Genomic DNA, 15,550 nt, shown 5'->3' on the forward strand with positions numbered 1-15,550 from the left:
TTAGCAAAGATTAGTAAAGCTATGCCTTCGGCGATCGCCTTTATTCTTTTCCTTCGCCAAAATAAGCATCGAGTTTGTCTAAAAGGGCAATTCCTCTTGCGGGATTTCCCTTAGCTGCCATAGCTTTAAATCTAGTTTCTGCGTCAAATTCTGCTAGGGCAATAGTGCTTAATTCTTCCATTAACTTATTGAGACTCATTCCTCTAGCTTGAGCTAATTCTTTGAGCCGATCGTGTTTATCGTCTGGGATGCGAACCATAAAAGCTGCCATAGATATCTCCTAGATTATTTGTTCTGGTTTGAGGATTTTAATTTGAGGGAACTGTAATTGAGAACTCTGGAAATCATTGATATTTTTAGTTACGATTATCTGTGCATTACCAGCGATCGCCAACTCGACTAAATGATTATCGGCTTCATCCTTTAGATTTGGTCGCCACAGATAAAATATTTTTACCCATTGACAAACACTCATAAAATCTGTCGATAAATCTTCTGCTTCTTGGGTAGTTAAAGGACTTTTAGATTTGATTTCATCTCGATTCATTACGTCTAGGTACTCGTTAAATAAAGCATTACTCATTAAGAGTTGATAGTTTCCCTTTAGACATTGCCTTAGTAATTCCCGATTAGCCGCTCTTTCCCTGCCAATTAACGCGCCAATATAAACATTGGTATCAACTACTATTTTTGTCCCCATGTCTACATGATATCTTATATGATATCAAATATCAGAGTGTAGTTGTTTGCTCTCTTGGTAATTGGTCAGCTTAGTTAATTCTCAATTAACCTCGTTAATTATTTATATGACATCTAGTAATCAGATTGGTGTAGCCGTAGTTGGGACAGGATTTGGGCAAAAGATCCACATTCCAGGTTTTCAGCATCATCCCCGCACTGAAGTAGTCGCTATATATAATCGCGATTTAAATAAAGCTAAAGCAATTGCCGATCGACATCAGATTTACTATGCCTATAATGATCTAGCTAAAATTCTCTCCTTGCCTGAAGTAGATGCCGTAAGTATCTCCACTCCGCCGTTTTTACACTACGATATGGCGAAGCAAGTCCTATCAGCTAAAAAGCATCTGTTGTTAGAAAAGCCAATGGCAATGAACGCCACCCAGGTTAAAGAACTATATCATTTAGCTCAGGCTCAAGGAGTAACGGCGATCGCTGATTTTGAATTTCGCTATGTCCCCGCTTGGCTAGCTTTAGCTGAACATCTGGAAAATGATTATGTGGGCAAAAAAAGATTAATTAAAATCGACTGGTTGGTAACTAGTCGTGCTGACTCCCAAAGAGACTGGAATTGGTATTCTCAGCAGCAAGCTGGAGGGGGTGCTTTAGGCGCAGTGGCTTCCCATGCCTTTGATTACATCAACTGGCTGTTTGGCTCTGTATCAAAGCTCTGTGGCTATCTTAACTGTGCTATACCCGAACGTCCTGACCCCAAAGACGGCGGCATAATGAAGCCTGTCGATGCCGATGATACCTGCTTAATTATGCTGGAATTAGCCGATGGTACTCCCGTGCAGCTATCTATTAGCTCTGTTACCTATGGTGGTAGAGGTCATTGGTTAGAAATTTATGGCGAAACAGGAACTCTAGTTCTTGGCAGCAGTAACTTAAAAGATTATGTCCACGGCTTTGAACTGTTTGCTGCTCCCGCAGGTAAATCTTTAAAAAAGATAATCATTCCTAAAAATTTAGAGTTTCCCCAGATATTCACCGACGGTAGATTAGCTCCTTTTATTCGTGTAGTCGATCGCTTTGTGGCATCAATTGATACTGGAACATCTCTAGTTCCGTCCTTAAAAGAAGGGGTCTATTCGCAATTACTGATGGATTTAACCCATAGATCGCACCAACAAAAAACTTGGGTTGACGTGCCTAATCTCGAACAATTTATGACTAACTAGATCGCAGCCTAAAAGTCAAGACTTATTGACAATTCGCAATTGGCAAAATGAGAAAAGAAGCCTATTATTGAGTTAAGGTCAGTAAAAACACTTAATAGTATCAACTAAAGAGAGAATAACTCTGTAACAAATTTGACTGTCGCTCAAAGTATTATTTTTCATTGAAGTAGAACCAAACAATAATAACGCTGTTGATATTTAATCGCAGTTAATTACTGTTGAACTAGACTGAATTATTTAAGCAGAGAGTATCACCTATGCTATCCACCACTTCAATCAAACGTTATTCTATTTCCGCAATTCGCGAAGAAGCTATCAACCTGTTAGAAGTTGGCGCTATTGCACTCAATCAACCTTTAAGGATTTTATTTGAATATCTGCCCGTTAATGAATGGAATACGATTGAATCTGAACTTGAAAGATATGATTATTTCTTGCGCGATCGCATTATTGATTTAGTAGGTGAAATTAACTGGGAAAGTGACTAAGTTTTGCAGTTAAAAATAGATATTTCTGCGATCGCAGAATCAGATTTACAGGTAATAGACTTGTTGTAAAATAGGCTCTAAATTTGTCTGAAACGTAAAGACTGAAGGTGTTTCAAGCGACAAAACATTTTGATAGCTGTAAGCTAGATATAATAAGCGTTTCAGCGACTTTTTTCGTTATTACGCAACAAGTCTAATATCTCAGCTATTTTTACTTTAGAAGAACCAATAGTATCTTCCGCTCTTTCATAGAATGCGATCGCATCTTCTCCATTATGCGCTCCACTGAAAATCAGACCATCAACTCGGTCGTATAATTCTAGGTGTTCGTAGAAATAACGTCCCCATGCTTGGGTAATCTCTCTTTTATTAGTTACTACACAATTGATACGCTAAAATTCAAAGTTTGATTTCACTGAGCATCATCATACTATTTAAAGTGTATAATGTGCATAACAATACACATTAAGCAGATTAAGCAAACTATGCGTACCAACATTGAAATTGACGATGAGCTAATGGAAGAGGCTTTTAGACTGACTAATGTTAGAACGAAAAAAGAACTAGTTCATTTGGCTCTAATGGAATTTGTCAAAGCAAAAAAGAAGAAAGATCTTTTGGAATTGAGCGGAAAAATTCAGTTTCATGAGGGTTACGATTATAAGGCTCTAAGAGGCAGTTAACTATGCTGCTGATCGATACATCAGTTTGGATTAAGTTGTTTCGCAATCCTGATAACAATTTCAAGCAGATTTTGATTGAGGCTATTGATGGTCAAGACTATTATTTGTCTCGATTTACCCAAACTGAGTTGTTGCAAGGAGCTAGAAACGAGAAAGAATGGACGGAGTTGAATAATTATTTGTCAACTCAAGACTATATCGATCCTGGTGTTCAGTCATGGAGCCATGCTGCTCGAATCTATTATGAACTGCGTCGTCAAGGAATAACAGTTCGCAATACTATTGACTGTCTGATCGCAGCTTCAGCTATTGAGCATGATCTATTATTAGTACATGATGATCGCGATTTTGAAGCAATAGCTCACGGTACTCCTCTTAATGAAACTCGCGTTTGAATCAAACAATGGTAGAAAGCTTAATCCTACATGTGTTTACTGCGCCAAGAATTACCGCTAATAGTTATTGAGTGAACTAAAGTGAATCAGATTGATTGGCATCGGCTAGCTACTTTATATCGTCAAAAATATTTAAATAATCGACTAAAGGAAGGTGGCAAAAGTTATCAAGATGCTAATCTTGGTATTCCTATTTTTCCTAATAATTTGCAACTAAGAAAATATCAGCATCAAGCAGTAGCTAACTGGCTTGAAAATAAGGGCAGGGGAACACTAAAAATGGCGACAGGTAGTGGCAAAACCATTATTGCTTTAGCGATCGCCCAAGAACTTTATCAGCAGATTAGATTACAAGTACTATTAATAGTCTGTCCAACTCAGCATTTAGTTTCTCAGTGGTCAAGAGAATGTCAAAAGTTTAATCTTCAGCCGATTATTGCCATGACGCGGGTAGATAATTGGCAAGGAGAATTATCCAATCAGCTATATAATTTACAAAATTCAGCTCAATCTTTTCTGACAATTATTACCACTAACTCAACCTTAATTAGTGATAGTTTTCAATCCCAGTTAAAATACTTTCCTGCCAAAACTTTAATTGTAGGAGATGAAGCACACAACCTCGGTTCAACTCAAAGCGAATCCTGTTTACCTCGTAACATTGGTTTGCGTTTAGCTCTTTCCGCCACTCCAGAAAGACAATACGATGAATTGGGTACACAAGCATTATTAGACTATTTTGGGGCAATCCTTCAGCCAGAATTCACCTTAGCCGATGCCATTAAACAGGGTGCATTAGCTCGCTATCTTTATTACCCCGTATTTGTCGAACTAACCACCTCAGAAGCCTTAGAATATGCCAAACTTACCCAACGAATTGGCTGGAATTTACACAAAAATCCGAGTTTTCAGGGTAATGATACTTTAACCTCTTTGTTAAACAAGCGATCGCGTTTAATTGCCACCGCAGCGAATAAACTAACCTGTCTCAAAGAATTAATGGCATCGAGATTAAATACTAGCCATACTATTTTTTATTGCGGAGATGGACATCTCGATAATGATACACGCCAAATTGATGCTGTTACGCACTTGTTAGGTAAAGAGTTAGGCTATCGCGTCAATACCTATACTACCGATACCTCTTTAGAAGCAAGAGAACGTTTACGTCGTCAATTCGAGTCTGGAGAATTACAGGGTTTAATTGCGATTCGGTGCTTAGATGAAGGAGTCGATATACCTGCAATCAAAACTGCGATTATCCTTGCTAGCAGTAGTAATTCTCGCCAATTTATTCAGCGTCGTGGTAGAATTTTGCGTCCTCATCCTAGTAAACAACAAGCTACACTATTCGATACAATAGTCATCCCGCCAAATTTAGATCGAGAAACTTGGGAAGTAGAAAAGAATCTTTTACGTAAAGAATTACGCCGATTTCTCACTTTTGCCGAATTGGCTGATAACGCCGAAGAAGCGACAACACAATTATTGAGGCTACAAGAGCAATATAAACTATGAAGAGCAAAGAGTATTTACAGCAGTTTTCAATTGAGTAGACACATTAATTTATCGAAGTAATGAGTAATGAGTAATGGGTAATGGGTAATGGGTAACTGAAATTCGCTGTAACTTATTTACTATTAGTGAGACAAAAATTAGATAATGATGAAACGTGAGTATATCTAAGTAAAAATTAAAGCAAAATGATTACTAGTAATGAGTTAGATTGGTTGGCGGTATGTGGTTACTTGGGAGTAACTTTGTTTGTGATGTGGCGCATCTTTACTGCTGATTAAAAAGTCTAAAGATCGCTTTTCCCCTTAATACCTTTAAACTAGATAGAGCGATCGCTTTATTGTTTTTTGATGGTCATATTTAATTTAAACCGTCCATTTCAGTAATTAAAAACTCTCGCTCTATATTTGTTATTTCTGTTTGAATTTCTGAATCTTCAGCCATTGCTTGCAATTGCTTTTCTAGGCTAGTTTGATTAGCTTGTTTTTTGTTTTTGCTTTTAGTCAATAGCAAAAAATTTAATACTTCTTTGATCAAATAATCAGGAGCTTTTTCTATCTCTTTGAGCAATTGCTCTTTTTCCTTCATAGTTAACTCAAGCTTATATAATATTCAATATTGATTAATTTTTATTTTATCTAAAATATATTTCAAAGAGCGATCGCACTTTGAACTTAAATCATTTGTAATTTAAAAATCAGGAGAGTATTAAGTCAAACAATAACTTCATTTTGTAACGATCAATGTTTGTTGCTCACGCTATGCTGCATAACTCAGACAAGCTAATATATCCTCTATTGTTAGATAAGCAAAATCCTCAAGTATCTCTTCGTAAGTCATTCCCGCAGCTAAATAAGACAGCACATCATAAACTGTAATTGTCATGCCACGAATACAAGGCTTTCCACTTCGTTTTCCTGGTTCGATTGTAATGATGTCGCGGTAATCCATAATAATTTTTACTGTAGACTTGTTTGCTATCTTCTTATGTTATCCAATGCGATCGCAACTCTCCCAATATCTTTAAAACTAAATAGTGCGATCGCTTTTCATCTCAATAACTCTAAATCAGATTGAATCTATAAAACTGGCGATCGCGTTAATATTTTATTATGCCAAACAATTTTTTCATTTTGATCTTAAAATCAGGAATAATTAATTTAAATCAGCTATAAAAGCTTTAATATTTTCTCGCCATAAATTTTGATTTGCTGTTACTAATAACTCATGTTCGGCATTAGAAAAACTAACTATTTTTTTAGGAGCATTAATATTTTGATAAAGATTATCTATAGCTTTTTGATCGACTGTTAAGTCTTGCTGACCTTGCAATATCAAAGTAGGACAATTAACCTGTTGAGCATAATTAATGGGATTGTGAGTAAATCCGTTAAAGCCGTGCTGTATTCCTCCCCAAAAGACAATTAATTCACCTAAAGGAAAAGACGGGATTTGAGATTCGGTCAATCTATTTTTTACTGCACTTAGAAGAGTACTGAAAGGAAGCTCTAAAATAATTCCTTCAACTTGAATATTATCTTTAGCGATCGCTCTCAAAATAGCAGCACTGCCCATTGAAATGCCATATAAGATTATTGGTTGTTCGGGATATAAATTTTTAATATAATTAGTCACCAAAGTAACATCTTTACTTTCTTTGATTCCTACAGTAGTAACACTTCCACTTGAGCCACCCGATCCCCGAAAATCTACTAATAAAGTTGTATAATCTAGTTGATTAAAAATTTGAGCTGAAGTTAATAAACTACTTTTAGTACTATTTTTACCGTGGAATAAAATTATTGTACCTTTAGGTTTTAAAGCAGGAGATTTAATTAACCATGTATCCAACCATTCTTGTTGATTGATTTTAAGACGAATGCTAGTATATGCTAATTTTAAACTACTCGGTGTTTTATTATTTCCAGGACGAAGATATCCCAAACCAAATAAAGTGCGATCGTGATAATTAGTTAGAATATATGCACCTAAATAACCTGCAATATTGATACTTACAAGAGTAACTATAAAAGTTATCCAAAGATAATTTTTTTTATTGAAAAAACTATGTTTCATGTAGATATTAAATTGGTTTTAGCAACACACAATACTACATTTTGTTAAGATAAATTATTAAAAAGTTTTGAATTACAGCTGGAGGGTGGACATTTGCCCACCTTAGCCATTTAAAAACCTAACCAATTAATTCCATTGCCCGTTTAACAAAATTATCCGCAGGAAAGTAGGGTGGACATAGTCAAGTCTATAAAGACAAAAGACAATTGTTGATAATGCCCACCGCAATTCAATTGACATTGGATAATAAAATGATTCAGATTATTATTTGGTGGGCAATAAGCTAATTAATGAAACGTTAATTTAAATCTTGTGATTTTTTGTACCAAAGTATTTGTGGAGCTTATCTTTTAGGACTAGCTTCGCGTCGCCCATCCTACAAATGAGATCGCACTTTTAAATCAGACAGAGTGATAAATTAAAAACCTTGAGTTACACTTCGCTCAACATAATTATAAAAAATTATAAAAAACTTTAATTATTTTGATAGGGGCAAATATGGGGAAAGTTCTCTATGCTCTAGTAAATCAGGGCTATCTTCACAAGCTAATTGCCAATATTTAATTGCAGGTACTTCTATCAAAGCAATATTATCTAAATTTAAAAACTCACTGTACCCATCTTGTTCGTATTGCTCTAGAAACAATGCTCCTGAAGGAATTTCATTATTATCAGAGAAAAAAATTGGATCATTACATAATGTTCTTAAATCAGCCAAAGTCCACCACAGTCTTTTATCTAATAAATAAGAATCTTGTTCCCCATCCAACCAATAAACATTGGCTTCACTAAATGATATCCAATTCCAAGATTCTTGCTTCGTTTTTTCGTGATTCATAATTACTCCAATCACTTTTTCGGCAAAATCTTTAGAAAGATTATAATTGATTGCAATTTCTGAAGCCGTTACTCCATCTTCTAGTTGTTCTACATCGCAATCAGTAAGAAACCTATATATTTCTGGATGAGAAAATGGAGGAGAACCTTCATAATGATCTGTGTAAACTTGTACTGTTTTTAATGCTTTAGTATTAACGAATACTATCTTATTATCCATCGTTTCAAAAAATATCCAATTAAAGGATAAAAAACCCTCATCGGGTGCAGGGAAATAACTATGTATATTTTTTGCTGCAAGATCGTCAATAGGATAATCTTTAAGTTGAGAAATTCCTCGTAGTTTTAAATGAACTCCTCCATAATAACCAATTAGCTTTTGCCGACTTTTTTTTTCTGATTCGCTCAAAAACCAATTACCATATCTTGTTCGACTATATTTAGCTATTCCTAATAGTTCATCTACAGAGCAATCAAGAACAATAGCAAGTTCTTTTAATGACTCAGAGGGAATATTTGTTTTGCCTGTTTCCCAACGTTGAATAGTTTGCTGGGTTGTATTTAATCTCTCAGCTAGATTTGCCTGAGTTATGTTCTTTGCCTGACGAAGTTGTTTTATTCTAACCATAGATAGTATGGATTCAAATGGATAAAATAATTTTAACACTTTTAATGTGTATTAAGAGTGTTAAAACATCTTTTACGTGTTTTTTTAGCTAAATATCTCTTGGTAAATAAAACAACAAAGTAGTTGAGGGGCGGACAAAAGCCCACCTTCCCCATCTAAAAACCTAACCAATTAATTCCATTGCCCGTTTAACAAAATTATCCGCAGTAATCCCGTTAAACTGCATAATCTGTCCTGCACTAGCTGTAGTTTCGCCACGCTTCCAAGCAAAAACATCGCGTTTACTATTACTGCGTAACATCACAGGTTCTAACATGGCACTTGAACCACCAGTAACACCTAGTAAAGCATCGCCATCAAACAGGTTAGAAAATTCAGCATCACTAAGAAAATCACCATCTTGTTCGCGACTGCAACTATCCCAAGCAACATCAGTTGAGCGATATAAACGACGGGGATTAATTATCGAGATGATTTTTGAGCCAATACCCTGAGCTTTTAATTGTTCTGCTGCTTCAAAGACAGGAATTAAAGTCATGTCGCCAATTACGGCAAACACAACTTTACCCCCCTTATTAAGGGGGGATTGGGGGGGATCAATTTCTTGAAGGACGATGCCACCTTTAGCTAATCCCTCACGGGTTTGTTCGAGGGTAGTACGAATTTCTAGGGGAGATTTACTAGCGGTAATGGTAACGCCTTTATTTTTGGTGCTTAATGCCCATTCATAACAAGCCTGGATACTATTAGCATCACAGGGAAAGAGGGGAAAGATATTACCGTTACGCATCATCCCTGCAAAGTAATTTTCTACTTCAGGACGTTGATGTGTCCAGCCGTTGCGCCCTTGTTCTAATGCCCCTGCGGTAAATAAAGTGATGGTCGATGGTGTGGAACGGCGTAATTCTGCCATTGCTTGGGTTACTGTCTGCCAAATGGGTAAGCCGTTAATGACAAAGGATTCATAGGAACACCACAAAGTGCGCGCCCCAAATAAAGCTTGGGCAGCTGCTAATCCCGCACAGGCATCTTCGCTTAAGGGTTCATATACCTGTCCTTGAGGCTGTTGGAAATAGGTTGCGTCTGTGGTGGGGTGGATAATTTTTAGGGCAGTATTAATATTATTAATCCCTGATGCAGCATTGCCATCCGCATTAGCCACAATAAAGTCTTTGTCCTGTTGTCCTACATAACCAACGATCGCACCCATGGCTGTCGTGGCTACTTGCTTTTCCCCACCGACGCTATATTCTTGCAGGGGAATGTTACCTAAATCGCAAATTGGGTATTCATGCTCAGTTACAACTGTATTAACCGCAGCACCGCCATTCGAGCGCAGATAATTATCTCTGACCAGCTGCCAAGCTTCGGGAGTTAAGGCTCTTTCTTTCAAAGCTGCCACAATGTAGTCTTTGTCTAAACTATCTCCAGCATAAAGATTGTGGGATTGCGCGCCCCGCTTATGCACTCCTGCTCCTTTGAGCTGCTTAACAATCAAGACAGTCAATTTACCATCAAGAGCTGATTTGGCTGCCATATCGGTTGCTTCTAATACCGCTTGGGTAAATGCCATTCTCCCAGCTTGAGAAAACAGGGTGCTGTCTACATAGTCGCTGACTTGATTACTATCGTCGTAATCTTTTGCATTTACCAGAATCACCTCGGTAAAGCCATTACCTGCCCAATAGTCAATCATCTCCTCGTTGGTTTTAGTGGAAACCATGCTGTGATGTTCTTGGGAATAGCCATTCCAAACGAGAATGGGCAAGAAGTTGGTCACCTGGGGAAACGCCGTATTAAAGTGACCAAAGCTACTCATGATATAGGGTTCACCTAAGCCACCATCACCAATAGTTACGGGGAATAAGACCCCTGGATGTAATTTTGCCCCCGCCATGGCGAAATGTTGCCCCTGTCCCAATGGCCCTGCGGGGTTCAACAAGCCAGGAATTTGTCCTGAAAGATGACCGAGCAAACCATGAGTTTCTCGAAAGCGATCGCCCATTTCCTGCACATTATTAATGCCCATCGCCTCTAAAGAAGTATCGAGGAAGACGTTGCTATAGAAGCCTGGAGCGTGGTGTCCCACTTCCGTAATAATGTTTTTATGACCCAGCATTACCAAAGAAGCGATCGCCTCAGCAATAGAAGCAAAACCCCCAGGATGTCCTGACTGCTTACTGGCAGTAACTTGCAGGGTTAAATAACGTAAGGCATCAGCAGCCAACATGGTTTGGTAAACTGCTGCGGGATCTGTCGGGGAGGCGATCGCAGTTTGGCCTTCTTTAATGGCTGGAGAACTATATTGGTCAAAATCTGGCAAGCTATCTTTGAAATGTTGAATTCCTTGACAAAAAGTGGGAACATTTGTGGCAACAGTCATAAATCTATCCTTCTTTGAGGGAACTGCAAGTTTTAAGTAAATCTTACAGTTTTGGGGTGGCTCAAGGAAAATAATCTCGATCGAGACTGTGATCGATCGATGATCATCGATCATTGAGTTAGCTACTCTTGCTCTAGCAAACGACTCAACTTGTTTTTGACATCCTGAATCTTTTCCTCACATTTAGAGAGAGCAACCACGCGCAGATCGATTTCTAAAATATTGTCTAATCTGGTTGTTTTTTCCCACACTTTCACTTCCTCAGCCGACTCATGCTGATAACGGAAAGTTACTGTGTCTGATGCTACCTCTAATATTTCGACATTTTTGACCCAACCATTACTGCTTTTGACGTATAGCCAAACGTTAGGCTGACCGATAAGTTCCTGTAGTTTAGTTTCCATAATTAGAAATTAAATTAGTCGCATGGATGTATAAAATATTGCATCCACTATAAGATATATCTTTCTCCTTTGCACGATCAATTAAGACAAAATTTGTCTAACTTAGGATAGATGACTAAAAATGATCTAGTCAATTGGCGATCGCTTGTCACCGAGATAAATTAAGATCGTAGAGTCGAAAAGTAATTTAAGCCTACATGTCCAATATTCAATACGTCGGCATGACTGTTGCCAATATGGAGCAGTCAATCAAATTTTATTCAGAAGTCCTCTCGTTTCAAAAAATTAAGGATTTAGAAGTTGCGGGAGAAGATTGGTCTAAGTTACAAGGGGTATTTGGTTTAAGAATGCGAGTTGTCCAGATGCAGCTTGGCTCGGAAATTATTGCCTTAATGGAATATCTCACTCCTCAAGGACGACCAATGCCCGTAGATTCCCGTAGTAACGATCGCTGGTTTCAACATATTGCGATCGTCGTCAAGGATATGGAGCAAGCTTATCAGCACCTGCGTCAGTACAACGTGAAACATACCTCTACTAGCCCGCAAACACTACCAGAGAATTTAAAATCGGCGGGGGTAGAAGCGTTTTACTTCAAAGATCCTGATGGGCATAATCTAGAGTTAATTACCTTTCCTCCAGACAAAGGAGATCCTAAATGGCTACAAGAAACTGACAAATTATTCCTAGGCATTGACCACAGTGCAGTAGGGGTAAAAGATGCTCAAGCTAGTTTTGGATTGTATCGCGATCGCCTTAAGTTAGAATTAGCAGCAGATGTAGAAAACTACGGCATTGAATTTGAACACGTAACCTGTGTCTTTGGCTCAAGGGTTCACGTTAACAGTCTAAAAGGCAGTGATGGTATTGGGTTTGAATTATTGGAATACATTGCGCCTACCGATGGTAAAAGTATGCCTGTAGATAGTCGAGCTTGCGATCTCTGGCACTATCAAACCGTAATCTGTGTCACTGATTTGGCGAGTCTCGAACAGGAATTACGCTCTGCACCCTGTCAATTTATTTCCCCTGGCATAGTTAAGATGTCGAGTAATGAGCTGGGTTTTAGTCAAGCTTTATCAATTAGAGATTTAGATGGTCATGTTTTGCATTTAGTCGAAGCATAAACTACTAGTCGGTCAATTTGGAATTGATGGGTTGAGATTAGGTAGTGGGTAGGGGCGAACGGCGACGCGAAGGACGCGACGTAAGGAGCTAATCCTTTAGGGCTAATCCTTTAGGGCGTTCGCCCGTACAGGCAGTGGGTAGTAGGTAACAAACTCATTACTCACATTGTCCCCTTGTGGGATTACTATTCCTCAAATGTTATACATGATCTTAAACTAGCAACACTGCGATTAATGAGCGATATTCTGTTTAAGGAAATTCCGACTGTAGATCTTCATGATTTTGCTTCAAATCGTCCTCTGGTCAAGCAAAATTTTGTGCAAACTTTGGGCAATGCTTTTGAAAATATAGGTTTTGTTGCTGTGAAAAATCATGGTTTAACCGATGCCATGTCTGAAAATCTTTATCATGCAGTTAAACAATTTTTCGCCCTTCCCGAAGCAACCAAACTAAACTACGAAATATCAGGTATCGGGGGGCAAAGAGGCTATACCGCCAAAGGAAAAGAACATGCTAAAGGTAGAAGCGTCGGCGATCTCAAAGAGTTTTATCATGTGGGACAAGAACTAGCTGAGGCAGAGTTAACTCGCTTGAATTACCCTGCGAATATCTTTCCCTCAGAAGTACCAGAATTTGCTAATGCCACAATCACCGCTTATCGCACTTTAGAAGCAGCAGGAGTGCAAATCCTCAGAGCGATCGCCCTTTATCTTCAGCTAGAGGAAAACTATTTTGATCGTCAAGTCAAACTAGGTAATAGTATTTTGCGCCCAATTCATTATTTCCCCATTAATAATCCTCAAGATATTCCCGCCAATGCAGTACGAGCAGCGGCCCACGGCGATATTAATCTAATTACTCTATTAATGGGTGCAAGTGCGGAAGGTTTAGAGATTTTGCGTCAGGATGGCAACTGGATTCCTTTTACCGCCCTACCTAATCAGATAGCGGTTAATGTAGGAGATATGTTGGAAAGATTGACTAACAAAAAACTTAGGTCAACTATTCATCGGGTAGTCAATCCAGCGCAAGGATTTTGGGATACTCCTCGATATTCGATTCCCTTTTTTATGCACCCCGTTTCCGAGATGGATCTAAGCTGTTTAGCTGAATGTATTGATGAGCAACATCCTAAGCAGTTTGAAGATCTTACCGCTGGAGAGTTTTTGACTCAGCGCTTGCGAGAAATTGGCTTAATCAAAGAAGATGTTTGACTTAATCATGTTGTGTCGTTGCTGGCGATCGCTTTGCTGCTAGATAAATTGGCCAAACGTTTATGCCATTGCTGTTGATTTTTGTAGGCATCTTTCACATATGGCGAGTAACGAATTAAGTTGATTAAACAATGGTTGAGAATTGAAACAGGAAACTTGGTCGGTCTAATAATATCCATAAACAATATGACTCGAATTTCGTTAGTTTTATTCCAGACTTCATGGACAAAAGAATCATCAAATAAAAGACTTTTTCCTTCTGACCAATGGCGAAATTCAGTTCCTACCCGAATAAAGCAGTTGTCTCGATCCTGGGGTATTTTTAAGGCTAGTTGATAACGCAATAATCCTTTATAGGGACCACGATGTTCGGGAATATGTTTTCCTGGTAGCAAAATTGAAAAGAATGCTGTTTTCATCCCTGGTATGCTCTCGATGAGCAAAACCGTCAATGGGCAACGCTGGCAGTTTTGCTCTATTTTGATGCCATAGCCATACAAAAAGAAAGTTTTCCATAAACCATCGTTACTCAAGCGATATTGGTCCTGAGAAATATCGTGAAATCCAGGTAATTGCTCTGTAGATTTTAAAACTATATCTAGTTCTTTTCTAATAGTTTGCCAGTTCTCTTCAAGTTTGGATGACCAATCAAAGTAATTGGCATCGAAAAAAAAGTTATTGCCGATCGCCGAATAACGCGAGATCGTATCTTCTAACCAATTAAGAATTGTTTTACCAACTTTATAAATTAAAAAATATCTGATTGTTTGTTTGAGCTTCATAGCATCAATTTTCCAGACAACTAAACTTAATTAACTTAAAGTTATGAGATTACTATAACTATGTTTTTAATTTTGGTGCAGAATACTAATAAATTTAGGTAAAGAGACTTATGAAATCTTCAAATCTCTTTACCTCGACTTGAGCCAATTCTCCCAGTTGTACTAAGATTAAAATTGATTAAAATTTAATAAATTTTCGGGGAATATCATCAAAAGAATAATTATCATCACTATTTTGTTGATTAATAATCGGCTCTAATAAGCGATCGCCTTCGGGGATTAGCGCCTGATATTTATACTTGGTAATGTTTAATTCAGGCTGGCTCAGAATTTTACGGAGATAATCTTGCTGTTGGGGACTAGAACCATCGCTAATCAGATCTTGAGCTTGATTGCCTTGATGATCGCTAATCGTTACGGATGCTCCACTGCTAACTAAAAGCTCAACTACTTCTAAACGAGAATTAGCTACTGCATACATTAAAGCTGTTTTTCCCTCTGGTGTTTGAGCATCAATCTCTGCACCACTATCTAGTAGATGCATAATGATTTGTAGTTTGTCCTGCATCGGTCGAGCATCTTGAATACCTAAGATAGCAGCTTTCATTAAGGGAGTCTGACCGTTTTTTGCTTTAAAGTTGGGGTCAGCACCATTGAGGAGTAATAGCTTAACGGTATCAGTCAAACACCAAAGAATGGCAATGTTTAAAATAGTGCGCCCTTGACTGTCTCTAACATTAGGGTTAGCACCATGTTTAAGTAGTAAACTTAAGCACTTTGATTTAGCGGTGATCTTATATGAAGTCTTCGGGCGATCGCCTAGTTTTTCCAAAGGCAAAGTAAACCAGTCTTTGCTAAAAGCCAGAAAGATTAGAGGCTCATGAGCTTGACCGACAAGCCGTACATTTGGGTCAACTCCTTTATCTAATAGCTTTTTGACCATGCTCGGATCGTTATTCGCCACCGCCTCCGCTAACTTCAATTCCTGAGCCTTGCTAAAAGTGCGATGTTTTTTGACAAGATGATAAATGATCCAACTCACAAGCTTAAATTTCACCATTTCAAGATCTAACCTGTTGCCCTAGTGCTGGTTAT

17 protein-coding genes are annotated in these 15,550 nt (G+C 38.0%); 7 read left to right on the forward strand and 10 right to left on the reverse strand.

Annotated features, from left to right (window positions below):
- Positions 1–40 precede the first annotated feature (40 nt).
- Together KME09_05380 and KME09_05385 are read right to left on the reverse strand one after the other, a co-directional pair.
- Entirely contained in the window at positions 41–271 is a 231-nt protein-coding gene (locus KME09_05380) for a toxin-antitoxin system HicB family antitoxin (protein ID MBW4533350.1), read from the reverse strand.
- A 9-nt stretch (positions 272–280) separates the two neighbouring features.
- Positions 281–700: a putative toxin-antitoxin system toxin component, PIN family gene (locus tag KME09_05385; protein MBW4533351.1), complete on the reverse strand. Its 420-nt coding sequence runs from the start codon at positions 698–700 to the stop codon at positions 281–283.
- Positions 701–806: 106 nt separating this feature from the next.
- On the opposite strand from KME09_05385, the gene KME09_05390 reads away from it, so the two are divergent.
- The 5 genes from KME09_05390 to KME09_05410 all read left to right on the forward strand — a co-directional run bounded on the left by KME09_05390 (position 807) and on the right by KME09_05410 (position 5,006).
- Positions 807–1,922, forward strand: coding sequence for a Gfo/Idh/MocA family oxidoreductase (locus tag KME09_05390; protein ID MBW4533352.1), 1,116 nt, complete (start codon positions 807–809; stop codon positions 1,920–1,922).
- A 257-nt stretch (positions 1,923–2,179) separates the two neighbouring features.
- Entirely contained in the window at positions 2,180–2,410 is a 231-nt protein-coding gene (locus KME09_05395) for a DUF4327 family protein (protein ID MBW4533353.1), read from the forward strand.
- A gap of 485 nt (positions 2,411–2,895) precedes the next feature.
- Positions 2,896–3,093: a type II toxin-antitoxin system VapB family antitoxin gene (locus KME09_05400; protein ID MBW4533354.1), complete on the forward strand. Its 198-nt coding sequence runs from the start codon at positions 2,896–2,898 to the stop codon at positions 3,091–3,093.
- 2 nt (positions 3,094–3,095) lie between these two features.
- Entirely contained in the window at positions 3,096–3,488 is a 393-nt protein-coding gene (locus tag KME09_05405; protein MBW4533355.1) for a PIN domain-containing protein, read from the forward strand.
- Between the two features lie 81 nt (positions 3,489–3,569).
- On the forward strand, positions 3,570–5,006 hold the full coding sequence (locus tag KME09_05410) for a DNA phosphorothioation system restriction enzyme (protein MBW4533356.1): 1,437 nt from the start codon (positions 3,570–3,572) through the stop codon (positions 5,004–5,006).
- Between the two features lie 357 nt (positions 5,007–5,363).
- On the opposite strand, the gene KME09_05415 is transcribed toward KME09_05410, so the two are convergent.
- From KME09_05415 to KME09_05440, 6 genes are all read right to left on the reverse strand, one after another.
- Complete coding sequence (locus KME09_05415) at positions 5,364–5,591, reverse strand: hypothetical protein (protein ID MBW4533357.1); 228 nt, start codon at positions 5,589–5,591, stop codon at positions 5,364–5,366.
- A gap of 171 nt (positions 5,592–5,762) precedes the next feature.
- Complete coding sequence (locus tag KME09_05420; protein ID MBW4533358.1) at positions 5,763–5,954, reverse strand: DUF433 domain-containing protein; 192 nt, start codon at positions 5,952–5,954, stop codon at positions 5,763–5,765.
- 204 nt (positions 5,955–6,158) lie between these two features.
- The gene (locus KME09_05425) at positions 6,159–7,079 is read right to left on the reverse strand and encodes a lysophospholipase (protein MBW4533359.1); all 921 of its coding nucleotides are present in this window, start codon (positions 7,077–7,079) and stop codon (positions 6,159–6,161) included.
- A gap of 478 nt (positions 7,080–7,557) precedes the next feature.
- Positions 7,558–8,544 carry a helix-turn-helix domain-containing protein gene (locus tag KME09_05430; protein MBW4533360.1) on the reverse strand — a complete coding sequence of 329 codons (987 nt, stop codon included), beginning with the start codon at positions 8,542–8,544 and terminating at the stop codon, positions 7,558–7,560.
- Positions 8,545–8,707: 163 nt separating this feature from the next.
- Complete coding sequence (locus KME09_05435; GenBank protein ID MBW4533361.1) at positions 8,708–10,927, reverse strand: phosphoketolase; 2,220 nt, start codon at positions 10,925–10,927, stop codon at positions 8,708–8,710.
- Between the two features lie 122 nt (positions 10,928–11,049).
- Positions 11,050–11,331: a hypothetical protein gene (locus KME09_05440; GenBank protein MBW4533362.1), complete on the reverse strand. Its 282-nt coding sequence runs from the start codon at positions 11,329–11,331 to the stop codon at positions 11,050–11,052.
- A gap of 197 nt (positions 11,332–11,528) precedes the next feature.
- Here KME09_05440 and KME09_05445 point away from each other — a divergent pair, with 197 nt between their 5' ends.
- Both KME09_05445 and KME09_05450 read left to right on the forward strand, forming a co-directional pair.
- Positions 11,529–12,458 carry a VOC family protein gene (locus KME09_05445; GenBank protein MBW4533363.1) on the forward strand — a complete coding sequence of 310 codons (930 nt, stop codon included), beginning with the start codon at positions 11,529–11,531 and terminating at the stop codon, positions 12,456–12,458.
- A gap of 234 nt (positions 12,459–12,692) precedes the next feature.
- A complete protein-coding gene (locus tag KME09_05450; GenBank protein ID MBW4533364.1) occupies positions 12,693–13,673 on the forward strand; it encodes an isopenicillin N synthase family oxygenase in 981 nt (326 codons plus the stop codon).
- Positions 13,674–13,678: 5 nt separating this feature from the next.
- Here KME09_05450 and KME09_05455 read toward each other — a convergent pair whose 3' ends face one another.
- Together KME09_05455 and KME09_05460 are read right to left on the reverse strand one after the other, a co-directional pair.
- Positions 13,679–14,455 (reverse strand): aspartyl/asparaginyl beta-hydroxylase domain-containing protein, encoded by a 777-nt coding sequence (locus KME09_05455; protein ID MBW4533365.1) that lies wholly within the window; start codon positions 14,453–14,455, stop codon positions 13,679–13,681.
- 178 nt (positions 14,456–14,633) lie between these two features.
- Positions 14,634–15,497, reverse strand: coding sequence for an ankyrin repeat domain-containing protein (locus KME09_05460; GenBank protein MBW4533366.1), 864 nt, complete (start codon positions 15,495–15,497; stop codon positions 14,634–14,636).
- Positions 15,498–15,550: the final 53 nt, after the last annotated feature.

Origin of the sequence: Pleurocapsa minor HA4230-MV1, from assembly GCA_019359095.1 — a bacterium.
GTDB classification, from domain to species: domain Bacteria; phylum Cyanobacteriota; class Cyanobacteriia; order Cyanobacteriales; family Xenococcaceae; genus Waterburya; species Waterburya minor.